This window comes from Marinococcus salis (assembly GCF_054971365.1).
On record NZ_JBQOJB010000009.1, the window covers coordinates 41,596 to 63,524 of the forward strand.

Here is a 21,929-nt window from a genome sequence, read left to right on the forward strand (position 1 = left end):
TTCCTTTATGATATAAGCAAGACTTTTTCCTCCGGAGGGGTACTTATGGCTACCGAAACGACTCACGTCCGCCAGCGGATCCAATCGCTGTACAACAGCTTCAGTGATAAAGAAAAACAAATCGCTGACTATATGCTGCAAAATCCCGAAACTATCGTTCATTCGACCATCAATCAGGTAGCCGACCAGCTTTCCCTTGCAGACGCTACCGTGTTTCGTTTCTGCAAGCGGCTCGGCTTTAAGGGCTACCAGGCGATGAAAATCGCGCTCGCCTCCGATATTATCGAACCAATCGAAGATATTCATGAAACAATCCAGGAAAGCGATACCGAGGTCGAGGTGATGGCCAAGGTGTTTCAAAGCAACAAAAATGCCCTCACCTACACGCAGGAGGTGCTTGATGAGACCACCGTCCGTCAGGCGGTCGAGTACCTGCTTGAAGCGTCGGAGCTCCACTTCTATGGAAGCGGCGGCTCCGGCGTCACAGCCCAGGACGGCCAGCATAAGTTTATGCGCACCGGGCTGCCAAGCCATGCCTATACCGATGCCCACTGGCAGGTAATGGCCGCATCCCAGCTGAAGCCAAACGACGTTGCTATTGTGATTTCGCATTCGGGAGCCAATGAAGACGTTCTTGAAGCGATGGATGTGGCCAAAGAGCAGGGAGCCCGCATTATTGCCATTACAAGCTATGCGAAAACGCCGATCAGCCAAAAAGCAGACCTGACCCTGCAGACAATCTCCAGGGAAACTGAATACCGCTCCGAAGCCCTTGCCTCCAGACTTGCCGAACTCTCCCTGCTCGATGGCCTGTATGTGAATTACTGCATCAAAAAGAAAGACCAGGCTCAAGAAGCCGTGGCCAAAATACGCAAAGCCGTCGCCCGGAAAAAGCTATAGGAAAAGCGGAGCCACCCTGAACAGCCGTTCCAGACAGCTGGCGTAATCTTGGCTGGAAGCGTCGTAAGACGGTGAAGTCAGGATGCAGCCAATGGACTGGACGGCTGGGTGGCAAAGCTGGACAGCAAGAAAGGCGGAGCCACCCTTATTGTAAGGAAGTTCGATGGTGACATCATCGAACTGCCCTGCTCCGCAGATCCCTAAATAAAAGACAACCCGGCTTCTCCTGAAAATAGGAAAAGCCGGGTTGCAATCGTTATTCAATACGTTCTACCAATGCAGCATAATTATGCTTCGGGCTGTTTACTTCAGTACTTACGGGATACATGGCCATACGCGAAGCGTCAAACGGCTGCAGGAGTGACTTCAACACTTTTTTATCGGTTTCATCAGGATCGAGCCAGACTTTTCTTGCTTCTTCATTCAGAATGACCGGCATCCGGTGGTGAATTTGCTGCATCATATCGTTGGCTTCGGTTGTAATAATCGTACAGGACGTGATTGTTTCATTTTCGCTTTCCCATCTGTCCCACAGTCCGGCAAAGGCAAACGGCTCCTCATCATCGACCGTGATTCGGTACGGCTGCTTTGTCCCGCCTTCGCGGTCCCATTCATAGAAACCATCAGCAATCACGAGGCAGCGCCGGCGTTCGAGCAGGCGGCGGAATGCCGGTTTAGTATCGACACTTTCTGCCCGGGCGTTGATCATTTTATGTCCGATTTTTTTATCATCTGCCCAAGAAGGAATGAGCCCCCATTGCAGCCAGCCTGCTTTCGTCTGTTCTGCGGAGGACGCCACTGCCATCACTTTCTGGGACGGAGCTATGTTGTAGCTTTCCGGCCCTTCCGGGAACGATGTGCCGAAGGCCCGCTCCAGCGCCTCCCTGGAATGAAACAACGTGTATCTTCCGCACATACCGCTGCACCTCCCTTTACAGTTTATGTACCCAAAAAACGATCCTTCTACTTAAAAAAATTGCTGTTTCGCAAATCCCAGCCGGCAATCACAAAGCACACCACAGCATAAAGGCTTAGAAATCCTCCAAGAATCCCGTATGATGCCCCCTCAAATCCCTGGATACGCATATAACCATAATAAAAAAGTGACAAAGCCGAAGCCATTAGCGCAATACCCGGCAGCATCCTAACCCAGAGTGCCCATCCTTTCATTACAAATACCAGTGTAAAGAAGAGAGCTATCACTCCCGGAAGTATAGATGTTGTAAATGGTCCACTGATCATGATATCTCTCCCATTGTGCCCCCATTAATAAAAGCCGGCCAAATGCCCATGCCCGCACTTCTCTTCTAATAAAGTAACATAATTTGCCATCAAACACCCTAATTTAGGCAGTACGCACACGAACCTCTATCCGAAAATCTGCGAAGCAATCGCATACAGATTTCCATTCCGGGGTTCTATAATCGAAGGAGCCCGGGCCATCATAAGCGGCTCGCTCTGTTTTTCAAAACCACACTGTCGGAGTGTCTCCGTCATGATCCTGTTTTCTCCGGTAAGATCTACCCGCACTTTCACCGGATGCGATTCGATCAACTGTTCGAGCAGCTCTGCTGCCGCTTTTTCATTCGGTGCCGCGATTGGCCCCAGCAGCAGCTGCCCTTCATGCCAGATCGACAGGCCAAAGCCAGCCGGATGGTTTTGGTCATCCAATAATATTAGCGCCTGGTGGGCCTGGGTGATCCGGTGACGCAAAAAGGCACTCCGGTCCTGGCCGAACGCCCCAAGATCGAGCTGCTGTAAGCTGTTCCAGTCGTGGGCTTCGTACGTTCTTATGCTGGACGGCCGAACAATGCTGGTTTTCTTCACCACCTGGCCCGGGGCAACATATTTGTAAACCTTGCCCGCTTCCTCAAACCCGAGCTGCCGGTAGAGCGGCTTCCCTTCTTTCGTAGCAAACAGCAGGACACCAGCGTTTACTGGAATTGTATTTAAGCATGCCTTCACTGCTTCCTTTGCCAGCCCCTGACGACGGCAGCTCTTCCTCACAATAACGAGGCCGAGCGCAGCAGCTGCCTTCCCATATGGAATCACTGCCGCACTGGACATCACCCTGCCCTCCGGCGTTTTATGTCCGTACACTACTCCCGCCGCGAGCACTGCTTTCATTTCCGCTCCGTCGTAGTCCCAGCCAACTTCCCGTAGCAGCTGCACGAGTTCCGGAATGTCTTCTTCGGTCAGCTGCTGCATCGTAAGTGTCATCTGCCTGCCCTCTTTTCTGTATCCGTCATGCTTTTGTCTATCCACGCCTGCTCTGCTTTCATCTTCCAGTAAATATACAAATCCTCTGTGGCCATAATTACATAAATCACTCCGTAAAAGAGGTATGCATCTGTCGTAAATGGAGCGGAGATCCAATGAATAATGGTCATCAACAGAAGCAGGGCGCTGCCGAAGAGATCCTTCTTTAAGCGCCCTGCATAAATTGATTTTTTGTTCACAGCTTTTTGCTGTTTGGCGTTCACTTTCTTCACCTCTCGCCTGCACGGGCCCTTTTTACAGTTTCACTGTATTTTTCCCATGGCTTTTTGCTTCATACAGGGCTTCATCCGCTTTCAGCATCATGTTCTCCCGGCTGCGGTGCAGGGCTGGTATAACGACATTCACGCCGATGCTGACCGTCACCTTCGGACTCACACTCGACGTTTCATGACGGATATTCAGCCTGTCTACTTCTTCACTTATCTCATGGGCAATAGCCCGGGCTTCTTTATTATTCGTTTTCGGCAGCAACAAAGCAAACTCTTCTCCGCCGAACCGGGAGGCCACTCCTCCGGAACGCACGCATACTCCGTGGATAGCCCCGGCAATCTGCTTTAAGCACTCGTCCCCCTCCAGGTGGCCATACGTATCATTGAAGTTCTTAAATTCATCCAGATCGATCATCATGACTGCAAGCGGAGACTGGCGTTCCAAGCCTTCGATCCAATAGCGGTGAAAGGCATTATTGAACGCCCTGCGGTTGGCAAGGCCCGTTAAGCCGTCTACATTCGCCATACGCTCGAGCTTACGGATATTTGCGTTATGCTTGGTGCGGTCCCGGATAATGCCAATCATTCCAATGATTCGTCGATACATAAAAACAGGGCTTGCCATGACTTCGAGCTCCATCACCGTCCCATCCTGGCGCCGCAGATTTACTTCAAAATGCTGGGAATGTCCTTTCATAACCCGGTCAGTATATCTCTGGACCAAGTCGTAGTCTGTGAAATTTAATTCATTCATCGACTGGCCAATCACGGTGTCCCGTTCCTTGTTAAGCATTTCAAGCAGTTTTTCATTTACTTCAATCACGCTGCCACGGCTGTTCAGCAGAAATACTGGAGAGAGCGGCTGGTCAAACAGGGCATGGTAATAGTTTCGCTGCACCCGTTGGTCTACACTGCGCTTAAACACAAACCAAAGCAGACAGCTAAGGATAATTATGCCAGTAAGCAAACGAACAATCAGCCAGTCTGTTTCAAGTGGTGCTCCCAGAAAAAATACATCGTAAAAATTCACCAGCATAAATGCCGGAACTAAGACGAGCATCGCCAGCGTGACACGCTTTGCCACTTCCTGGGTTTTAATCTGCGCTATTTCCTTATGCTTCATTTTACACCCCGCCCTGCTCGAAAGCCTCCGCATAAATCCTTTAAGCCTTTATGCCTCAGCGCGATAATATTCATAGTATTGACTCATTTTATCACATGTCTTAAGTTTTAGGTATATATAATCAAAAAGGGTGCAGTTTCAGCTTTTTTAATAGCCGTTTGGTATCCATATTTTAACATAATTTTTTATACGCATGTATTTCTTTTAAGTATTATGATTAGTAACCCTATTAACCAATTATTTCTGTATATAAACCTCTCTACCTTCGTGAGAATTTTCCTAAATAAAAAGAGCTGTTTTAATTTAACAGCTCTTTACATAGATTAATTGTTATTTTCACGTTTTTAGCATGCAGCTGATGACCGAAAATTATTGGCTTCTTTATCCAAATGCAAGAACAGCCTTTCTCACTTCATTCGGGGCATTTTCCAACTGCTCAAATGCCTGCTGCACATCCTGAAAATTAAAGCGGTGAGAAACCATTGATTTTACATCCAATTCCCCCTGATTAATATACTCAATAATCTCTGGGAACTTATTGGACTGCAGCCTTGAGCCAACAATCATCAGCTCTTTTTTCGTAATGTCCAGGGAAGTAAGGGAAGAAGGAGCTTTATTAAAACCTAGCGTCACTACCCGGCCTGCAATAGAGGCCATCGAAACCGCCTGTTCAAACGTTTTTTCCGTTCCTACTGCATCGATTACCACATTCGCCATCATTCCGTTTGTTTCCTGGCTTACCCGGTCAAACACGTCCGGCTCATTTCCAGGATTAATAGTGACGTCCGCCCCGATCGAAGAGGCATAATTCAATCGCTCATCGTTCAGGTCCGTCATAATCACCCGTGCTTTTTTCAATTTGGCGACAAGAAGACAGCTGATGCCTGTCGGACCTGCGCCCGTAATCAGCACCGTATCTCCCTCTTTCACGCTTCCTCTTGCAGTTGCCTGCGCCCCTATCGTTAAAGGCTCTGTCAGCACAGCTTCGTTCCAGGACGTTTCTTCATCTAATTTATGCCAATTTTTCTCAGGAGCAGACATAAATTCTCTCATCCCGCCGTCCCGGTGCACACCGTACACTTCCAGGTTTTCACACACATTGGGCTGGCCCTGCTTACATGCATAGCATTCCCCGCAGCTCTGAATTGGCTCCAGGGAAACCTTGTCCCCGACTTGTAAAGAATGAACGCTTTCTCCTATTTCGGCTACTTCCCCTGCTACTTCGTGACCGATAATACGGGGGTACACGGTGAAAGGGTTGCTGCCGTGATAGATATGCATGTCCGAACCGCAGATCCCGGCTGCATGGACCTTCACGAGCACCTCATGTTCGTTTTCTATCCGTGGCTTTTCGATTTCTATCACATTTAGCTGGCCAGGTTCTGAAACTTGTATAGCTTTCATATTATTCTTCCTTTCTATTATTCAAATAACCCAGGCAGGAATAAAGATATTGATGGAATGAAGCTGACCAATAGCAGTACTGCCAGGGACACACCGAGAAATGGAATCAATTCCTTGAACGCTTTTCCTACAGAAACCTTCGCCAGGTCAGCTGCCACAAATAAACAAACCCCTACCGGCGGTGTAGATAGACCGATCATTAACGCAAGTACCATCACTACGCCAAAGTGCACGGTATCCATTCCAATTGATTCGGCTACTGGCAACAGTACCGGAAACAGAATAGTGAGCGCAGCAATGGTTTCCATGAACATGCCTACAATCAATAAAAGCAGGAGCAGCATTAAAATAATCAACACACCGTTATCTGTAAGGGACAAGAGCCCGTCCGCCAGCATCGTTGGGATCCCTTCACTGACCAGTATCCAGCCAAACAGATTGGCAAACCCTACTAAAAGCAGGATGGCGGCAGTGGCGACAATGGTATCGATCAATAATTTCGGGAAGTTTCTTAAATGTAATTTGCGGTAGACTGCGGCGCCAATGACAAAAGCGTACAATACTGCTACGACTGCGGCTTCTGTTGGCGTGAAATATCCTCCAAGAATACCCCATAAAATGATGAAAACCATCAAAAGCGCCCAAAAAGCGCCCAAAAATGACTTGAAAAGCTCTTTCGTCGATACCGGATTTTCTTTCGGGTAAGAACGCTTCACCGATACCACGTAAGCGACAATGAAAAAGCCTAAGGCCAGCAGTAAGCCGGGAATCGCCCCTGCCAGGAATAAATCTCCAATAGACGCTCCTGCAAGCGTTCCGACAATAATCATCGGCAAAGAAGGCGGGATCATCGGTCCTACAGTCGAAGACATCGACGTTACGGCCGCGGAAAAGCCCGGACCATAGCCTTCCTTTTTCATCGCAGGAATAAGCACTGAACCGATGCTTGCTGTATCGGCCAGGGCAGTTCCGGAAATGCCAGAGAAGCCTAACGAAGAAGCGACGTTCGTTAAACTCAGTCCGCCGCGGACCCTTCCGACAGATGCCTTGGAAAACTGTATGATTTTGTCCGTAATGCCGCCTTCGTTCATTAAGTTTCCAGCCAGAATAAATGCTGGTATGGCTACAAGTGTAAAGGAGTTTATCCCTGCAAACATTGTCTGGGGAATAATGGTTAACGACTCCCCATTAATTAACAAATACACTAATGATGAAACGGCAAGACTAAAAACAATGGGCATGCCGGCAAGCAATAATACTAAAAATAAACCAACTAACAAAAAAGCCATTATTTCTCACCTGCTTCTATATTTGTCGACGTCCATTGAGAAATCACAAAAAGAACAGAGTAGCAAAGAAGCAATAACCCCAGTACAGGTACCGCCGCATAAACGTATTGCATAGGAATGCCAGAGGCAGGCGAACTAAAGAAAGTACCCAGCAGATAAAAGTTGATGCCTTCTACGACTAAATACGCTGCTACGATGCCGATCAGGGTATGTACAATGGTTTCGTAAACCGCCCGCTGCTTTGCCGATAAAAACGAATAGATAAAATCCACTTTTATAAATTCTTTTCGATACAATGCCAGCGGAGCGGCGAACGCAATCGTGTAAACAAAAAGATATCTTGTAATCTCCTCGGTCCACAGCACGGTCACCGGAAGGAAGCGAATAACTATCTGAAAGATCACTACAAGCAGCAAAGCGCTAAAAAGCAATAAGACAATGCCCTGTATGGCTCTATCCAATGTATTAATCCACCTCATTCGCTATTCTCCCTTTCTTTGCCCTGCTCCACAATCTGCTGATACATCTCGTACTGCTCTTGGTCAAAATATTCCCTGATAGCAGGCTGCATGGCTTGCTGAAATGCTTTCTGGTCCACGTTTTCATTAAACTGCACGCCTTCATCCCGAAGCGTCTGCTCCACGGTTTCCACCTGTTCGGTGAATAATTCCTGGGAGTATTCCTGGGCGTCCTCTGCCGCACGTTGTACTTCGTCCTGTTCCTCCGGCGTCAGCGCTTCGAACTGGTCGTTTCCTATAACCACGTAGATCCAGGAACGGACGTGCTGGGTTTCATTGATGTAGTTCTGTACTTCATAAAATCCGTTACTTTGAATAAGATCATTAGGGTTTTCCTGGCCGTCTATAACCCCCTGCTGCAGAGCGGTGAACACCTCGCTCAGGCTGATGGACTGCGGCTGGGCCCCGGCTTCCGACCAAGCATCAATAAACAGCGGAACATTAGGCACTCTCATATCAAGCCCATTCAAATCCTCCGGTGCAGAAATCGGGCGGTTGGAAGTTAAGTTTCTTGGCGAGCGCTCCATATAGAATAGAGGCGTCAGGCCGGCGTTTTCCTTGATATCGCTTTCAATTTCCTGCCCAATTTCACCTTCGACCGTGCTTCTCATATGCTCCTGGCTGTTAAAAGCGTAAGGAGTAGCCATCAGCATCGCGCTCGGTGTCCAGTTTTCCAGCGTTTCCCCGGTGATCGTCATGTCGATCGCCCCGTGCTGAATGCTGTTAATAGTATTAACTTCATCGCCCAGCTGCCCGTTCGCATAAACTTCAATGTTGACGCTCCCGTCGGTATATTCTTCCACACGGTCAGCAAAATATTCCGATGTTTCGTTCCAATAATGGTTGCTGTCCGAAAAATGATTCAGTTTCCACGTTGTTACTTCTTGTTCTTCCGCACTGGGCTGAGTGCTGCATCCACTCAGCGCCAGTACAGAAGCTGTCCCTACTAAAAAGCTTTTCCATATTTTCATGCGGATCCTCCTCATTTTGGACATGAAAATTTCTTAGTTGTTTAAAGCCTCAACCAAACCTGCTGCTGCCTGCCGGACACTTTCCTCGTCATCAAAATACAGGCTGCTGCCCGCACTTACGGCCGCTGCTCCGTTTTGAATCCATTCTTTAATGTTATGCTGGCTCACCCCGCCGGAAGGCATCAGCTGGGCCTGCGGCACCGGCCCGTTCATAGTTTTGATAAAAGAAGGCGAAGCCATATTCCCCGGAAACACCTTTATAATGTCCGAGCCCGCCTGCAGTGCTTCAATAATTTCTGTCGTCGTATAGCAGCCCGGCATGTAAGGCACCTGATATAAATTACATATTTTCGCTATATCCAGGGAGAAATGAGGGGACACAATAAAAGAGGCCCCCGCGAGTATCGCCAGCCTGGCGGTTGTAGGCTCCAACACCGTTCCTGCACCTACGACCGCCTCCGATCCGTACCGCTCCGATAATTCTTCAATCAATTTATCAGCATGCGGAACAGTGAAGGTGATTTCCAGCAAATCTATGCCGCCTTTTTGGGCGCCTACTGCAATCATTTCCGCTTCTTCTTTTGTTTCCCCGCGCACGACTGCCACGATTTTATTCTCTTCTACTTTTTGTATTGCCTGCCATTTTTTCATTTGTTTCCGCTCCTTTTAAACGCCCGAATAGGCCATGAATCCGCCATCCACAGGCACCGTAATTCCTGTGACAAATCTTGAATAAGACGGGTCGGCCAGCCATAATAGCGTGCCGGTTAAATCCTCCGGCTGCCCAAAGCGTTCCATTGGGGTATGATTGATGATTTTCGATGAACGCTCGGTCAGCTGGTCGTTATCATCCAAAAGCATTTTCCGGTTCTGCTTCGTTAAAAAGAATCCCGGTGCCACAGCGTTACAGCGGATATTGTGCTTGGCCATGTGTACGGCCAGCCATTGGGTGAAATTCTCAATGCCGGCTTTAGCAGCACTGTAGGAAAGCACCTTGGTCATTGGGCTCGGCGCGCTCATCGAAGAGATATTGATAACGGTGCTTTCCTCTTCATGAATCATGTGTTTCAGGAAAACTTGCGTAGCAAGCACTGATCCTGTGAAATTTAAATCATGCACGTGATTCATGCCTTCTTCTGTAATATCGAAAAAAGAGTTTGCTTCCGGGTCCTGGACGTCCTCCCAGCGGAACGCTTCATTTGTAGTCACGGCTTCCGGGTGGTTTCCTCCGGCGCCGTTGATCAGGATATGATACTGTCCGTAATGCTCCTGGATTTTTTCATTCGCTGCTTCAATGTCGCTTTTCTTCATCACATCACAGGCAAAGGCAATAGCTTCCCCACCGTCTTCAGTAATTTTGTCAGCTACTTTTTGGGCGTTCTCCTGCTTTCTGCTTAATACAACAACCCGGGCGCCCTGTGCTCCCAGAGCCTCAGCCATCTGTCCGCATAGAACGCCTCCGCCTCCTGTGACAATTGCAACTTTTCCCTTTAGCGAAGTATGTGTCATTTATTTTTGCTCCTTTCGTTTCTGGTCCCAGATCCCAAGCATATACATGATACCTAACGCGCGGTCATACAGGCCGTAGCCGGGGCGCCCCTCTTCATCCCAGATGTGGCGGCCGTGGTCCGGCCGGATGCATCCTTTGTAGCCAATGTCATAGTAAGCATTCATGATATCTGTGATTGGCACGGAGCCGTCTTCTTCTCGGTGGGAGGATTCAATAAAGTCCCCGTTGTCGTACCGGTAAACGTTACGGACGTGGGCAAAATGGATTCTGTTTTGAAACGCGTGAATCATCGCCGGCACATCGTTTTCTTTATTCGCTCCCAGTGCTCCGCTGCATAAGGTCAGACCGTTGTGCTCCTCATCCACCAGCGAGAGTATTCGCTGCAGCTGCTCCTGGTTGGAGACGATTCTCGGGAGGTTAAACACGGACCACGGCGGATCGTCCGGGTGAATGGCCAAGCGGACATCGTGCTCTTTACATACGGGGATGACTCGTTCTAAAAAGTACTGCAGGTTGGAAAATAAATCATCTTCCGATACGCTTTCATACTGCTGAATGGTGTCTTCGATTTTACTCAATCGTTCCGGTTCCCAGCCCGGCATCGTAAATTCGGGATTCTGAAGCACCCGTTCGATGATGTCCTGAGGGCTGGCGTCATTCAGAAGATCTTTTTCATAAAACAGCGCCGTTGAGCCGTCCGGCATTTCTTTAGCCAAATCGGTCCGAATCCAGTCAAACACCGGCATGAAATTGTAGCAGATCACTTTTACTCCGGCGCCGCCCAGATTTTTTATCGTTTCGATATAGTTGGCGATGTATTCTTCCCTGCTCGGAAGCCCTAATTTAATATCTTCATGAACGTTCACACTTTCCACCACTTCTGCTTTAAAGCCGTGGGATTCGATCAGCTGTATTTCGCGCTGTATTTCTTCTTTTTCCCATACTTCACCGGCAGCCTTATGGTGAAGCGCCCAGACGATCTGTGTCGTTCCGGGAATCTGCCTGATGTTTTCCAGCTGTACATTGTCATTGCCTTCGCCGTACCATCGAAATCCAATATCCATTATTCTTTCTCCCTTCAACGAGCTATATCGCTGCCTTGTTGGCTGTTTAGAAAAGCGTTAACGTCTTCTTTAGGTAAGCAGAACGCATCTCCCGGCACCGTATGCGCGAGTACGCCAACTGCTACTGCAAATGTAATCATTTCAGACATATTCTTTGATGCTTCCGGGGACTCCAGAATCTGGTGCAGGATGCCGGCTGAAAACGCATCGCCGCCGCCAATCCGGTCATAAACGGACACATCGTAAACCGGCGCTTCAGCACGCCCGCCTGAAGCGTGCAGCAGCAGCCCGGATAATTGGTGCTGCAAATTGGTGAATGGGCGGCGACGCGAAGAAGCCAGCCAGGTAATTCCGTAATCCTGCATAAAGGCTCTGTACGCCTTTTCCTCCCGGTCTGCATCACCGGAGACGTTATAATTTAAAATGTTCGTAAGGTCCTTCACCCCGGCGAAGCATATATCCACCATCGGAAGAAAGTATTCAAACGCTTCCCGGGCCTGCTCGATGCTCCACAGCTTGCTCCGGTAGTTAAAGTCAAAGCTGATTTGCACTCCATATTCCTTTGCTTTTTTCGCAAGAGCGTACGCTGTCTCGCGCGCCTCCTGGCTGATAGCCAGAGTGATTCCCGAAATATGCAGTATCTGGCAGTCCTGAAACCAGTTGTCACTGATGGTCTCCTGCGGGCTCCACCGGGAAAAGGAAGAATAAGCCCTGTCATAGGTTATCTTCGAAGGGCGCTCGGCTGTTCCTTTTTCCACAAAGTACGTTCCCAGCCGGTTACCTTCCCGCTGAACAGCTCCTGTTTGCACGCCTTCCTTCCGCAGATAGGCCAGAGCTGCATCTCCTACAGGATTATCGGGAAGCGCGGTGATCACTTCTGCTTCTGTACCGAGGTTGCTTAATGCCACGGCCACGTTAATTTCCGCCCCGCCGTAGAAGGTTTCGAGACTCGTATGTTGTTTTAGTGTTTCTGTGCCGGGAGGAGAAAAGCGCATCATCATTTCTCCAAGTGCCATAATTTTTCCCATTGTTTTCTCCTTTATCGAACAAATTAACTAAATCGGTTTAGTTTAATAGAAAAAATTTTAGTTTTCTTCTATTAATTCCTTCACTGACTCTCTGGCAATCAACGTAGGAGCCATTCGAACAATCTGCTGATCATTAATTTCTCCACGAATTTTTTGAAGCAAAATTTCCGCTCCCTTTTCTCCAATCTCTGCACTTGGCTGTTTTATGGCCGTAAGAGACGGCTGGTATACATTCGCGTAGGAAACATCATCAATGCTAATTAAACTAAATTCTTCTGGAATGTGGCGGCCGCTGTTTTTGCACTCATTTAAAATTTCCAACAAAACAAGGTCATTACCAGCAAGGACCGCCGTCGGCGGAGCCGGGCCGCTCATCATTCCAGTCACTTCCTGCTGAATTCTATCCAGAGGTTGATCGATGATGTGGTTTTCCTGCATCTCCAGGCCGTACCGCTCCATACTTATGCGAAAGCCTTCGATACGTTCAAGCCGGGGAGTAACATAAGCCGTAGCCGGCATGGTGACGATGGCAACTCTTGTATGGCCAGCCTGGGCAAAGACCTGTACAGCTGTATCTACCGCTTTAAAATTGTCAAGCAACACCGTATTAACAGCTAAATCAGGAATGATCCGATCCAAAAACACAAGCGGTATGTTTCTTTCCTCCAGAAGTTCATACATATCAATATTGTCCCCAGTAGGAAACACGATAAATCCGTCCACCTGTTTTGCCATTAATGCTTTAATATATTTTCGTTCCTTTTCAGGATCGTCGTCAGCGTTACAAACAATTACGTGCACGTCCGCCTCCATGCAAGCGTCTTCAATTGCCCGTATAATTTCCGTAGAAAATTTATGAAGTATATTTGCCACAATAACACCAATGGTTGATGTTTTTTTCACTTTCAGGCTTCTGGCAACCACATTAGGGGAGTACCCTGTTTCTTCAATTACCCGCTGAATCATGTCTCTCGTTTTCTTAGACATAAATTCATACCGGCCGTTCAAATACTGGGAAACGGTACTTTTGGAAACGTTTGCTTTTTTAGCTACATCTGACATTGTTAAATGAGAAGAGCGTTTTTTTGTCATATCCCCCAGCTTCCTAAATCGGTTTAGTAAATTTATTGTAAACGATCACATTTTCTTTTTACAAGATTTTTTTGTAAATTTGGACTAATATTTTTCGTCTAAGCCAAAGGGAACTGCCTTTTCTTGAAGACAGCTCCCTTTATTTACCTTCTTTTTGATTATGATAGCGTCCCTTTGGCACGATGGAAGTAAAGACATTAGTACTGTTTTCCTACGCTCTTTTAGCCGTTACTGTGTAAAACCCGGATACCGGAAATGAGTGACCAGTTACGTGCAACCCAACGCGGCTGACTGCCTCCTCCATCTGTTCCGGGGAAACGCGGGGAGCGTTGTGTGCATGGGAGGAGTTATCCTCCAGCTCAACAATTACCAGGCTGCCGCCCGGCACGAGCACCCGCTGCACTTCCTCCAGCACCGTTGCAAGAGACGGCGCTTCATGGAGCACGAGCGAAGCCAGGACCACTTCGACTGAAGCCTCAGCGAACGGCAGCTGGTTCATCTCTCCCTCTATGGTCTGTATGTTGGTGAGTGAATCCTGGGCTGCCCTCGCTTCAATGAGTTCGAGCATTTCCCGGTCGCGGTCCAGCGCATAAACCCTTCCTTCTGTTCTTTCTGCAGCAGGGAGAGTTAAATATCCAGTCCCGGCCCCTAAGTCCAGCACACGGCCGGAATCACCAAATGTAACAAGGTCAAGCACCTTTTCCGGCGGGAGTGCTTCCCGTCTTTCTTTTCCATCCAAATATGCCTGTTTATCAGAGAATGAGTGATGATGGTATGTCATCGTTCTGCCCCTTTCTGTGAAGACAACAAAGATATTAAAGACTCTTATTATCTTTAATTAAATATAGCACTGGCTGCTTCGCATGTCCATATTCCTGCTCATCATAAAGAGCCGCCCACTGAATGGGACAGCTCCTCTGCGTCTCTATAAGGGCATTACCTGTTTTTTTGTTTGCCTGCTTTACTATCAGAGGATTCATGCAAAAACTTTTCGAACAACGAGGGATTCGACATAATGGTGACAATCCATTCGTTCGCTTTAAATCCTTTTACGCTCTCGTATAATTTTTCTGTATCGCCGCATTCCACAACCGTGTACCCCCGTTGTTTCCACCCTTCTGTGTTCATGTCCTCACGCCGGCCGACAATTACTTCGCGTTCCTTCGAACTGTAGCAGTAAACAAATGCGGGAGAGTTCATTGTTTCAGCCTCTTTTCTGTAAATATGGAGCGGCAAATAAAAAGCCAGTACTAAGAAGCTTTCTTAGTACTGGCTGCGCCGAAAAGCATTTTCTTTTCAGCTACTTGCCGCGTATTATTTCGTGCATCGGCACCTGGCCTCGTGTCATTGTATCCGTACAAATACAAAAAACCACAGAAATATAGACTTCTGCAGCTTCTCCATCAGCGCTGACTGTCTGAAGATTTCTGCTCGATATTATTTAAAAATTGTTTTAATGACGAACCAAAGCTCCGGCCGCAAACATGCAGGTGCTAGCTTTTCATGCCTTCTTTTATCGTATATCGTCATTCATACATCTACTAACGCCGCTTTACTGGCAGTACATTAACTGGCGCTTTTGTCCAGAATGTTAACCACCCTGAGCTTAAAATGCAGTTACCAAATTCATGCTAAAACTATTGTCTAGTATTTTAAACATAACACAGTTACTATGTCATGCCAATGAAGTATGATAAAAATGGTAATATAAGCATATAACACCAGATGTGAGCAACTAGACAGAAAGGAGACGGAAAGCATGCAGATGATCGGGCTGCTCGGAGGCATGAGCTGGGAGTCGTCCGCGCTATACTACCAGCTGATTAATGAAGAGGTAAACCGACGGCTTGGGCGGCTGCATTCGGCCCGGTGCCTCATGTACAGCGTTGACTTTGAAGAAATTGAACAGATCCAGGCCACAGGCAGCTGGGAGGAAGCGGGAGAACGGCTCGGAGAGGCGGCCGCGGCTCTTGAGCGCGGCGGCGCAGATTTTATCGTGCTCTGCACGAACACGATGCACAAGGTCATCGGAACGATCGAAGGCTGCATAAATATCCCAGTGCTGCCCATTGCTGAAGCAGCTGTCCGGGAGATCCGCCGGCAAAAGCTTTCACGTGTCGGCCTGCTTGGCACTAAATATACGATGGAGGAACCGTTTTACACCGACGGACTCCGTGCAGGCGGCCTGGAGGTGACGGTGCCCGATCCGGAAGCACGCGCAGAGATCAACCGCATTATCTTTGAGGAGCTCTGCCGCGGAACGGTCTGGCCGGAATCCAAACGCTATATGCTCCGGGTCATCGGACAGCTCAAACAAGCCGGAGCCGAAGGTATTATTTTAGGCTGCACGGAGCTTGGCATGCTGGTCACTTCGGAGGACACTGAACTTTCGGTGATCGATACGACCCGTGTCCACGCGCTTGAAGCCGTGAACGAGGCGCTCAGTCACTAACCATTACGGAGGGATTATGATGGAATGGTTTCAGCATTACGGCGTGATGGCCGCTGTCTTTTTCGCAGCTGCATTTCTTGTTGTATTCATTCGTATGCTCGCCCAAAATCGCCGGCATCCAGGACTTGCCGTGACTGTTTTCTGTACGTTTCTGCTGCTGGGTGCGGCAGGGGCAGCTGGGTACGGCTGGTGGAAAGCTACCGACCCTTTGATCGCCCTCAGCTTCGCGTTTCTTGCTGCGATGGTGTGGCTCGGCACCGGATCCGGCGTATGCCTCCTTGGCATTCGTAAAGCGTTAAAAACTTCAAAGGAGTGAACGTTTATGCAGCACTGGAGCTTAACCGAAGAAATCCGCACTACGTATGGAAATGTCCGCTATAACGTGCAGGGGAGCGGGCCGCCGCTCGTGCTCGTGCACGGTACACCGTGGTCGTCGTTTAACTGGCGCCACCTGCTTCCGGCCCTGGCTCGCTCGTATACCGTCTACTACTACGACCTGCTCGGATACGGACAGTCAGAAAAGCGGGAGGGCCAGGACGTCTAGCTCGGCGTGCAGAACCAGATTTTAGATGAACTGCTGGACGCCTGGGGCCTCGACGCTCCCATTATCGTCGGCCATGACTTTGGCGGTACGACCGTACTTCGTGCTCATTTGTTAAACGGACGCGCCTTTCAACAAATGATTCTGGTCGACCCGGTGGCCGTGGCGCCGTGGGGGTCTTCGTTTTTCATCCACGTGTCCAATCATATGGACGCCTTCCAGGGCATTCCGGACTTTATCCACGAAGCGATGGTCGAGGCCTATGTGCAGGGTGCGGCCTATAAGCCGATGCCGGAGGAAACGCTTGCAGGCATTAAAGCGCCGTGGCTCGGCACGGAGGGTCAAAACGCCTTTTACCGGCAGATGGCCCAGGCCGACCAAAAATACACTGACGACATCGAGTCTCGTTATGGGGACGTATCTGCCCCTGCCCTAATTGTATGGGGTGAAAATGACGCCTGGATTCCGGTCAACCGTGCCCATACGCTGCACGCGGCTATCCCGGGGTCGCGTCTGGAGCTTATTCCCGGTGCCGGCCACCTCGTGCAGGAGGATGCACCGACACACCTGCTCGCCTGTATCAGCGACTTTTCACGAGAGAAATAAAAATATCCAGCACGCCTCGCGCATGCTGGATTTCTTGTTACCATTCGGCAATTGTGCCGTCTTTATGCCGCCACACTGGGTTTTTCCAATTGTGGCTTTCCTTGGCGCGCTCGCGCACGTAGTCTTCGTTGATCGTAATGCCAAGACCCGGCCCCTGCGGCATTTTCACCGCGCCGTCTTCGTAGGCAAATACGCTTTTGTCTTCAATGTAGTCAAGCAGGTCGTTGCTCTGGTTGTAGTGAATGCCGAGGCTCTGCTCCTGAATGAAGGCATTGTGGCTTGTCGCGTCCACCTGCAGGCAGGCTGCAAGCGCAATCGGGCCGAGCGGGCAGTGCGGCGCCAGGGCCACGTCATATGCTTCTGCCAGCGTCGCGATTTTTTTGCCTTCGGTGATGCCGCCGGCGTGTGAGAGGTCCGGCTGAATAATATCGACCCAGCCGTTCGCGAGAATATGCTTAAAATCCCAGCGCGAATACATACGCTCCCCGGTCGCAATCGGAATGTGCGTATGCTGGCGCAGCTCCTGCAGCGCCTCCATGTTTTCGGTCAGCACCGGCTCTTCGATAAACATCGGATGATACGGCTCGAGCTCTTTGGCAATCACCTTCGCCATCGGCCGGTGCACCCGCCCGTGAAAATCGATGCCGATGCCAACGCCTGTGCCCACGGCTTCCCGTACAGCCGCTACGCGCGCCACCGCTTCTTCGACTTTATCGAACGAATCAATGTACTGCATTTCCTCCGTGCCGTTCATTTTAATTGCCCGGAAGCCGGAATCCACGGTTTCCTTCGCCGCTGCGCCGACGTCGCTCGGACGGTCACCGCCGATCCAGGAGTAAATGTTAATATTGTCACGGCAGGCGCCGCCCATCAGGTCATAAATTGGCGCATTGTAGTACTTGCCTTTAATGTCCCAGAGCGCCTGGTCGATGCCGGCGAGCGCACTCATGTGAATCGGTCCGCCGCGGTAGAATCCGGAGCGGTACAGCTTGTTCCAGTGGTCCTCGATCCGCATCGGATCCTCCCCGATCATGTATTCCATCAGTTCATCGACAGCCGCCTTGACCGAAGCTGCGCGTCCTTCCACAATCGGCTCGCCCCAGCCTTCCAGGCCTTCGTCTGTCGTAATTTTTAAAAACAGCCACCGCGGCGGCACCTGAAATAGTTCGTAGGATCGGATTTTCATCGGGATTCCCCTTTCGTTTGTTCCAGATTGGCCAGTTGCAGGGCTCCCTGCAGCGAAGCTTTTTCAAGATCGTGTTTCGTAAAGACATGGACCGGGCGCCCCTGCTTCTGCTCGAGCACATGCCGGTACGCCTCCTGCATTGCACCATGCCCGCCGAGATACAGCCAGCCGGCGCCGTCAGCGGCGTGTTCAAATGCTTTCATATCCTCATATAATACCGCACCGAGCAAGAGATTCGCCCGGGCGTTTTCCGTGTAATCAGCAAACAGATGGCGCAGACGTACGTAATACGCCGCCCGCGTGAACCCTTCTGTTTCCGCCAGCTCCCAGCCTTCCATCAGCACCTCCGGCTCGAGCGCTTCCACGAGCTTCGGCCCGACCGAGTCGGATAAAATCGTGGACGTCCGAAGTGCGGAGAGCGTTTCGCCGGCCAGGGTGGACGTGCAGCTGAGCAGCCGCGAGCCGTCTTCGACCCGGATGTATTTCGTATGCGAGCCCGGCAGGATAATTAGCCCGCTGCCTTCAGCCGGTGTATGGCGCAGCATGCCAAACGCCTCAACCTCTTCACCGCGCATCACGTCAACCGGCTCTTCGCCATTTTTCATGCCGGTGATCCAGTGCCAGCGCCGGGCGTTGTAGCGCTCATGCACCGTTTGTGCAGCAAGCTCCTCCATCGTAAGCGGCGACGGGGCGTGGGGCACTTCGCGCATGCCAATGTTCGCCGTCAGCATCCCGTAGCCGATCACGTCACGGAACGTAAACTGTGCCGCCAGCGTATCTAGCTCGTTATCAATCAGCCGCTCGAGCAGTGAAAAGTCCTGCTCCATCGCCTGATTGCGCACGCCCTGATCGAGCGAGATGCGCTTTTGGACCTCGAGCGTCTCGGCGTCCACGACCCGGAGACGCGTATTGGTGGTCCCCCCATCAATGACGATAACGTTCATTGGTCTCCACCGCCTTCACGGAGGATGGCGCGGGCCTGTTCCATATTGCGGGTGAGCTGCTTCATATCCCCGCGTTCCATTGCCTTCGGATCGACCACCTGGCTGCCGACGCCGACCGCGTGCCAGCCCTGCTGCAGGTATTGCTGCATGTTGTCGATTGACACCCCGCCAACGGCCATTGCGCGCACATGCGGAAACGGACCTTGAACGTCTTTCAAATACGACGCTCCGAGTGCGCGGATTGGGAAAATTTTCACCATTTCCGCTCCGGCCTCGGTCGCCTGCAGAATTTCGGTCGGGGTGAGCACCCCCGGAATGACCGGAACACCGTAGCGGCTGCCCGTTTCGATGGTTTTCGCGTCAAGCGTCGGTGCGAGCAGAAACTCTGCGCCGGACAAAATGGCAGTACGCGCAGATTCAGCGTCCAGTACCGTGCCTGCGCCAATATGCAGATCACTGTGCGTCGCCTTCGCCCATTCAATCGCCGCGAGCGCTCCCGGCGTGTTCATCGTCACTTCAAGTACGCGTGCCCCGCCTGCATATAAGGACTCAATCACCTGCTGCAGCTGCGTTTTATCGTTGCTTCGGATAATCGGTACTATTTTTTCCTGTTCAATCGTCTGAATAATACTCATCAGCCTGCGGCCTCCTTTTGTTCCTTATTAAGGAACAATGTTCCGTATTATGAATAAAAAGAAAATCCCCATATGGGATATATCGCTTATAGTGTAGCAGACCGCGCGGCAGATTGAAAGCGTTCTTTTAATGGCCAAGCTCGCGTGATATGGCTGTCGCCGCCCGCTGCACCTGCTGCACGGTTTTTTCCCAGTCCATTGTCTCTGCGTTCATATGAGGCATGGTGACACTAATCGCCGCGACCGCCCACCGGTGAAAATCAAATACTGGAGCCGCCACACACTGAATGCCTAATTCATGCTCCTCCCGGTCGTAGGACACGCCTTCCTGCGCGATTCTTTCCAGCTCGTTCATCATCGCTTCTTTGGACGTAATCGTATGCGGAGTATGCCGGACCATCTCTTGCTCATCTATCAGCTTTTCCTGCACGTGCAGGGGCTGAAACGCCAGCAGTGCTTTACCGACCCCGGTGCAGTAGAGCGGTGCTTTGCGCCCGACACGCGAAAACAGCCGCAGCCGCGCATACGTTTCCACTTTATCGATGTAGACGACCTGCGATCCTTCGAGCTGCACGAGGTGCACGGTGCTTGCGGTGGCTTTCGCGAGATCATGAATGATTTCTCCCGCCGCTTTCCGCACATCGATGGATTCCGCCACCCGCTCACCCATTTCCATGAATGTGAACCCGAGCGTATACACATCGCGCTCGCTTCCCTGCTTCACGTAGCCCCTCTGCAGAAGTGAACCCAGCAGCCGGTGTACTGTGCTTTTGGCAACGTCCAGGCGGTTCGAAAGCTCCGTCACGCCAAGCCCTTCCGGCGCTTCCGCGAGCAGGTCGATAATCCGGAGGGCGCGGTCGACGGATTGTACTCCGTTCGTATTCATGCATCCTTCCTCCTTTCGGTACTGCTGTCATCGTAGCATATTTTCCCTGTATGTTAGTATAAAACTACACGACAAATGGAAAAGTAAGGAAAGGATTTTTGTATGTATTCCCGTGTGTTTGTGGATGAGCATTGGAATCTGGTTGCGAGTATTATCGGGAATTTTGCCATGATGTTTGCGATGCTGATCGGTATCAACGGTCTCTCCGCCGGCGAACCCCCAAGTATGGCAAGCAAGGTAAGCGTTGCATCAGCTATTGCCCTGCTTCTTTGTGTTGGTTCCGTGCGGAAGTTTCGAAAATATCGGGAGGAGAAATAAAAAAAGCGCTTATCCCGAGGGGTAGGCGCAGACGACTTGCCTCTTAACTTTAATTAAAGCTACTCTGAACAATTTAAAAGAATAAGGACTTTCGGCTAGCTTCTATGCTTCTTTATCTAGCTCTTCTAATTTAAGAAGTACCTTTTCTCCACTATACCGCTTATATACCGCGTAAACTATATTCCCTATTCCAAACGACCACCAGACAGTTAATAGGCCAACAATCAAATGGCCACCCAGTGAACCCCAGCCGCCATGCTGACGCATTCTGATTGACGACTCTCCACGAGAAATTACTTCATATCCCATTGTTACAAAATCATCCGTTACGCTTTCCATTTCGCGCCTTGACTCAACTCTTCTTATTCTGTCTAAAGCCATGGTTTTTTCCTCCTTTAAAGTAATTTAAAAAGAAAATTTAAAAAGAAAATATATAAAAATTAGTAAAATAGTTGTACTTAAATAATATAATGGCTTACAGAAAATTACAATATAATTATTGCACCTTCATATTAAATTTTTATAAAACAGCGGCTTAAATTCAGATTGTTTTTGCCCAGGTTATTTTATAAACGCATTACATTAGACAAACGCCTCCCCGAAGGAAGACGCTTTTCACTTACCCTTTTTCGTTTACCAACAGCCCGGCCTGGCGAAGGATTGAAGCGTTAAAATCCAGAAGTGACTCTGGCGGTATTTCCCGCACGACTTCCTCCGTTTCGCGGTCGATAACCTGCACATACACACGATCGGTCTCTTCGTGTACGTTGAACTTCAACCGTGTTAAATGTGGATCGAGCATCGCACTTAGCGTTTCGACTGTTTTTTCCACTTCCTTCTTTGTTATGTGAAGCGCGGAATTGGTTTCTGCTGCCACCAATTCGTTCAGCGTTACTTTCGACGCGTCCATCACGCCCGCTTCCCGCTTGGGCGAAGCTCCCTCGCCCCCGGCTGATCGAATAGAAACATCCAT

The 21,929-nt window shown here is 49.9% G+C and carries 26 protein-coding genes and 1 pseudogene; 5 read left to right on the top strand and 22 right to left on the bottom strand.

The window, feature by feature from the left end; all coding sequences use genetic code 11:
- Nucleotides 1-45 precede the first annotated feature (45 nt).
- Complete coding sequence (locus tag ACTTK6_RS09620; protein ID WP_079475462.1) at nt 46-900, top strand: MurR/RpiR family transcriptional regulator; 855 nt, start codon at nt 46-48, stop codon at nt 898-900.
- A 256-nt stretch (nt 901-1,156) separates the two neighbouring features.
- Here the strand turns inward: ACTTK6_RS09620 and ACTTK6_RS09625 are convergent, their stop codons facing one another.
- From ACTTK6_RS09625 to ACTTK6_RS09700, 16 genes are all read right to left on the bottom strand, one after another.
- The gene (locus ACTTK6_RS09625; protein ID WP_462833282.1) at nt 1,157-1,816 is read right to left on the bottom strand and encodes an SOS response-associated peptidase; all 660 of its coding nucleotides are present in this window, start codon (nt 1,814-1,816) and stop codon (nt 1,157-1,159) included.
- Nucleotides 1,817-1,863: 47 nt separating this feature from the next.
- Complete coding sequence (locus ACTTK6_RS09630) at nt 1,864-2,142, bottom strand: hypothetical protein (protein WP_079475459.1); 279 nt, start codon at nt 2,140-2,142, stop codon at nt 1,864-1,866.
- Between the two features lie 126 nt (nt 2,143-2,268).
- Nucleotides 2,269-3,120, bottom strand: coding sequence for a GNAT family N-acetyltransferase (locus ACTTK6_RS09635; protein WP_462833283.1), 852 nt, complete (start codon nt 3,118-3,120; stop codon nt 2,269-2,271).
- Entirely contained in the window at nt 3,117-3,383 is a 267-nt protein-coding gene (locus ACTTK6_RS09640) for a hypothetical protein (protein ID WP_079475457.1), read from the bottom strand. Before ACTTK6_RS09640 ends, ACTTK6_RS09635 begins: the two co-directional genes overlap by 4 nt.
- 31 nt (nt 3,384-3,414) lie before the next feature.
- Nucleotides 3,415-4,512, bottom strand: coding sequence for a sensor domain-containing diguanylate cyclase (locus tag ACTTK6_RS09645; RefSeq protein ID WP_462833284.1), 1,098 nt, complete (start codon nt 4,510-4,512; stop codon nt 3,415-3,417).
- A 381-nt stretch (nt 4,513-4,893) separates the two neighbouring features.
- Nucleotides 4,894-5,916 carry a zinc-binding alcohol dehydrogenase family protein gene (locus ACTTK6_RS09650; protein ID WP_462833285.1) on the bottom strand — a complete coding sequence of 341 codons (1,023 nt, stop codon included), beginning with the start codon at nt 5,914-5,916 and terminating at the stop codon, nt 4,894-4,896.
- A 17-nt stretch (nt 5,917-5,933) separates the two neighbouring features.
- Nucleotides 5,934-7,208, bottom strand: coding sequence for a TRAP transporter large permease (locus ACTTK6_RS09655; RefSeq protein WP_079475454.1), 1,275 nt, complete (start codon nt 7,206-7,208; stop codon nt 5,934-5,936).
- Entirely contained in the window at nt 7,205-7,684 is a 480-nt protein-coding gene (locus ACTTK6_RS09660; RefSeq protein WP_079475453.1) for a TRAP transporter small permease, read from the bottom strand. Before ACTTK6_RS09660 ends, ACTTK6_RS09655 begins: the two co-directional genes overlap by 4 nt.
- Complete coding sequence (locus ACTTK6_RS09665) at nt 7,681-8,694, bottom strand: TRAP transporter substrate-binding protein (protein ID WP_094908609.1); 1,014 nt, start codon at nt 8,692-8,694, stop codon at nt 7,681-7,683. The genes ACTTK6_RS09660 and ACTTK6_RS09665 overlap by 4 nt, the downstream gene beginning before the upstream one ends.
- A gap of 33 nt (nt 8,695-8,727) precedes the next feature.
- The gene (locus ACTTK6_RS09670; protein ID WP_079475451.1) at nt 8,728-9,345 is read right to left on the bottom strand and encodes a bifunctional 2-keto-4-hydroxyglutarate aldolase/2-keto-3-deoxy-6-phosphogluconate aldolase; all 618 of its coding nucleotides are present in this window, start codon (nt 9,343-9,345) and stop codon (nt 8,728-8,730) included.
- Between the two features lie 15 nt (nt 9,346-9,360).
- Nucleotides 9,361-10,203 carry an SDR family oxidoreductase gene (locus ACTTK6_RS09675; protein WP_462833286.1) on the bottom strand — a complete coding sequence of 281 codons (843 nt, stop codon included), beginning with the start codon at nt 10,201-10,203 and terminating at the stop codon, nt 9,361-9,363.
- Nucleotides 10,204-11,268 carry a mannonate dehydratase gene (gene uxuA, locus ACTTK6_RS09680; protein WP_462833287.1) on the bottom strand — a complete coding sequence of 355 codons (1,065 nt, stop codon included), beginning with the start codon at nt 11,266-11,268 and terminating at the stop codon, nt 10,204-10,206. It abuts the gene before it with no gap.
- A 14-nt stretch (nt 11,269-11,282) separates the two neighbouring features.
- On the bottom strand, nt 11,283-12,296 hold the full coding sequence (locus ACTTK6_RS09685) for a sugar kinase (protein WP_462833288.1): 1,014 nt from the start codon (nt 12,294-12,296) through the stop codon (nt 11,283-11,285).
- A 57-nt stretch (nt 12,297-12,353) separates the two neighbouring features.
- The gene (locus ACTTK6_RS09690) at nt 12,354-13,388 is read right to left on the bottom strand and encodes a LacI family DNA-binding transcriptional regulator (protein WP_462833289.1); all 1,035 of its coding nucleotides are present in this window, start codon (nt 13,386-13,388) and stop codon (nt 12,354-12,356) included.
- Nucleotides 13,389-13,599: 211 nt separating this feature from the next.
- Nucleotides 13,600-14,169 carry a class I SAM-dependent methyltransferase gene (locus ACTTK6_RS09695; RefSeq protein WP_462833290.1) on the bottom strand — a complete coding sequence of 190 codons (570 nt, stop codon included), beginning with the start codon at nt 14,167-14,169 and terminating at the stop codon, nt 13,600-13,602.
- A gap of 155 nt (nt 14,170-14,324) precedes the next feature.
- Nucleotides 14,325-14,588 carry a hypothetical protein gene (locus ACTTK6_RS09700; RefSeq protein ID WP_462833291.1) on the bottom strand — a complete coding sequence of 88 codons (264 nt, stop codon included), beginning with the start codon at nt 14,586-14,588 and terminating at the stop codon, nt 14,325-14,327.
- 559 nt (nt 14,589-15,147) lie between these two features.
- Between ACTTK6_RS09700 and ACTTK6_RS09705 the strand changes: the two genes are divergently transcribed.
- The 3 genes and pseudogenes from ACTTK6_RS09705 to ACTTK6_RS09715 all read left to right on the top strand — a co-directional run bounded on the left by ACTTK6_RS09705 (nt 15,148) and on the right by ACTTK6_RS09715 (nt 16,987).
- Complete coding sequence (locus tag ACTTK6_RS09705; RefSeq protein ID WP_462833292.1) at nt 15,148-15,840, top strand: aspartate/glutamate racemase family protein; 693 nt, start codon at nt 15,148-15,150, stop codon at nt 15,838-15,840.
- A gap of 16 nt (nt 15,841-15,856) precedes the next feature.
- Nucleotides 15,857-16,156 carry a hypothetical protein gene (locus tag ACTTK6_RS09710; protein WP_462833293.1) on the top strand — a complete coding sequence of 100 codons (300 nt, stop codon included), beginning with the start codon at nt 15,857-15,859 and terminating at the stop codon, nt 16,154-16,156.
- Between the two features lie 6 nt (nt 16,157-16,162).
- Nucleotides 16,163-16,987 (top strand): annotated as a pseudogene (locus ACTTK6_RS09715) (alpha/beta fold hydrolase).
- A gap of 37 nt (nt 16,988-17,024) precedes the next feature.
- Here the strand turns inward: ACTTK6_RS09715 and dgoD are convergent.
- From dgoD to ACTTK6_RS09735, 4 genes are all read right to left on the bottom strand, one after another.
- Complete coding sequence (dgoD, locus tag ACTTK6_RS09720; RefSeq protein ID WP_462833294.1) at nt 17,025-18,173, bottom strand: galactonate dehydratase; 1,149 nt, start codon at nt 18,171-18,173, stop codon at nt 17,025-17,027.
- Nucleotides 18,170-19,117, bottom strand: coding sequence for a 2-dehydro-3-deoxygalactonokinase (locus ACTTK6_RS09725; RefSeq protein WP_462833295.1), 948 nt, complete (start codon nt 19,115-19,117; stop codon nt 18,170-18,172). Before ACTTK6_RS09725 ends, dgoD begins: the two co-directional genes overlap by 4 nt.
- On the bottom strand, nt 19,114-19,752 hold the full coding sequence (locus ACTTK6_RS09730; protein WP_462833296.1) for a bifunctional 4-hydroxy-2-oxoglutarate aldolase/2-dehydro-3-deoxy-phosphogluconate aldolase: 639 nt from the start codon (nt 19,750-19,752) through the stop codon (nt 19,114-19,116). Before ACTTK6_RS09730 ends, ACTTK6_RS09725 begins: the two co-directional genes overlap by 4 nt.
- A 127-nt stretch (nt 19,753-19,879) precedes the next feature.
- Nucleotides 19,880-20,638 carry an IclR family transcriptional regulator gene (locus ACTTK6_RS09735; protein ID WP_462833297.1) on the bottom strand — a complete coding sequence of 253 codons (759 nt, stop codon included), beginning with the start codon at nt 20,636-20,638 and terminating at the stop codon, nt 19,880-19,882.
- A gap of 102 nt (nt 20,639-20,740) precedes the next feature.
- Here ACTTK6_RS09735 and ACTTK6_RS09740 point away from each other — a divergent pair, with 102 nt between their 5' ends.
- Complete coding sequence (locus ACTTK6_RS09740) at nt 20,741-20,956, top strand: hypothetical protein (protein WP_462833298.1); 216 nt, start codon at nt 20,741-20,743, stop codon at nt 20,954-20,956.
- Between the two features lie 102 nt (nt 20,957-21,058).
- On the opposite strand, the gene ACTTK6_RS09745 is transcribed toward ACTTK6_RS09740, so the two are convergent.
- Both ACTTK6_RS09745 and ACTTK6_RS09750 read right to left on the bottom strand, forming a co-directional pair.
- Nucleotides 21,059-21,337, bottom strand: coding sequence for a hypothetical protein (locus ACTTK6_RS09745; protein ID WP_462833299.1), 279 nt, complete (start codon nt 21,335-21,337; stop codon nt 21,059-21,061).
- Between the two features lie 238 nt (nt 21,338-21,575).
- Nucleotides 21,576-21,929 carry a flagellar protein FlaG gene (locus ACTTK6_RS09750; RefSeq protein WP_462833300.1) on the bottom strand — a complete coding sequence of 118 codons (354 nt, stop codon included), beginning with the start codon at nt 21,927-21,929 and terminating at the stop codon, nt 21,576-21,578.

Coding starts and splice junctions, on each gene's coding strand:
- ACTTK6_RS09750 (WP_462833300.1), bottom strand. CDS start 21,929: ATGGATGTTTCTATTCGATCAGCCGGGGGCGAGGGAGCTTCGCCCAAG.
- ACTTK6_RS09740 (WP_462833298.1), top strand. CDS start 20,741: ATGTATTCCCGTGTGTTTGTGGATGAGCATTGGAATCTGGTTGCGAGT.
- ACTTK6_RS09690 (WP_462833289.1), bottom strand. CDS start 13,388: ATGACAAAAAAACGCTCTTCTCATTTAACAATGTCAGATGTAGCTAAA.
- ACTTK6_RS09745 (WP_462833299.1), bottom strand. CDS start 21,337: ATGGCTTTAGACAGAATAAGAAGAGTTGAGTCAAGGCGCGAAATGGAA.
- ACTTK6_RS09730 (WP_462833296.1), bottom strand. CDS start 19,752: ATGAGTATTATTCAGACGATTGAACAGGAAAAAATAGTACCGATTATC.
- dgoD (WP_462833294.1), bottom strand. CDS start 18,173: ATGAAAATCCGATCCTACGAACTATTTCAGGTGCCGCCGCGGTGGCTG.
- ACTTK6_RS09705 (WP_462833292.1), top strand. CDS start 15,148: ATGCAGATGATCGGGCTGCTCGGAGGCATGAGCTGGGAGTCGTCCGCG.
- ACTTK6_RS09710 (WP_462833293.1), top strand. CDS start 15,857: ATGATGGAATGGTTTCAGCATTACGGCGTGATGGCCGCTGTCTTTTTC.
- ACTTK6_RS09725 (WP_462833295.1), bottom strand. CDS start 19,117: ATGAACGTTATCGTCATTGATGGGGGGACCACCAATACGCGTCTCCGG.
- ACTTK6_RS09685 (WP_462833288.1), bottom strand. CDS start 12,296: ATGGGAAAAATTATGGCACTTGGAGAAATGATGATGCGCTTTTCTCCT.
- ACTTK6_RS09665 (WP_094908609.1), bottom strand. CDS start 8,694: ATGAAAATATGGAAAAGCTTTTTAGTAGGGACAGCTTCTGTACTGGCG.
- uxuA (WP_462833287.1), bottom strand. CDS start 11,268: ATGGATATTGGATTTCGATGGTACGGCGAAGGCAATGACAATGTACAG.
- ACTTK6_RS09630 (WP_079475459.1), bottom strand. CDS start 2,142: ATGATCAGTGGACCATTTACAACATCTATACTTCCGGGAGTGATAGCT.
- ACTTK6_RS09650 (WP_462833285.1), bottom strand. CDS start 5,916: ATGAAAGCTATACAAGTTTCAGAACCTGGCCAGCTAAATGTGATAGAA.
- ACTTK6_RS09645 (WP_462833284.1), bottom strand. CDS start 4,512: ATGAAGCATAAGGAAATAGCGCAGATTAAAACCCAGGAAGTGGCAAAG.
- ACTTK6_RS09620 (WP_079475462.1), top strand. CDS start 46: ATGGCTACCGAAACGACTCACGTCCGCCAGCGGATCCAATCGCTGTAC.
- ACTTK6_RS09695 (WP_462833290.1), bottom strand. CDS start 14,169: ATGACATACCATCATCACTCATTCTCTGATAAACAGGCATATTTGGAT.
- ACTTK6_RS09660 (WP_079475453.1), bottom strand. CDS start 7,684: ATGAGGTGGATTAATACATTGGATAGAGCCATACAGGGCATTGTCTTA.
- ACTTK6_RS09675 (WP_462833286.1), bottom strand. CDS start 10,203: ATGACACATACTTCGCTAAAGGGAAAAGTTGCAATTGTCACAGGAGGC.
- ACTTK6_RS09670 (WP_079475451.1), bottom strand. CDS start 9,345: ATGAAAAAATGGCAGGCAATACAAAAAGTAGAAGAGAATAAAATCGTG.
- ACTTK6_RS09635 (WP_462833283.1), bottom strand. CDS start 3,120: ATGACACTTACGATGCAGCAGCTGACCGAAGAAGACATTCCGGAACTC.
- ACTTK6_RS09700 (WP_462833291.1), bottom strand. CDS start 14,588: ATGAACTCTCCCGCATTTGTTTACTGCTACAGTTCGAAGGAACGCGAA.
- ACTTK6_RS09735 (WP_462833297.1), bottom strand. CDS start 20,638: ATGAATACGAACGGAGTACAATCCGTCGACCGCGCCCTCCGGATTATC.
- ACTTK6_RS09625 (WP_462833282.1), bottom strand. CDS start 1,816: ATGTGCGGAAGATACACGTTGTTTCATTCCAGGGAGGCGCTGGAGCGG.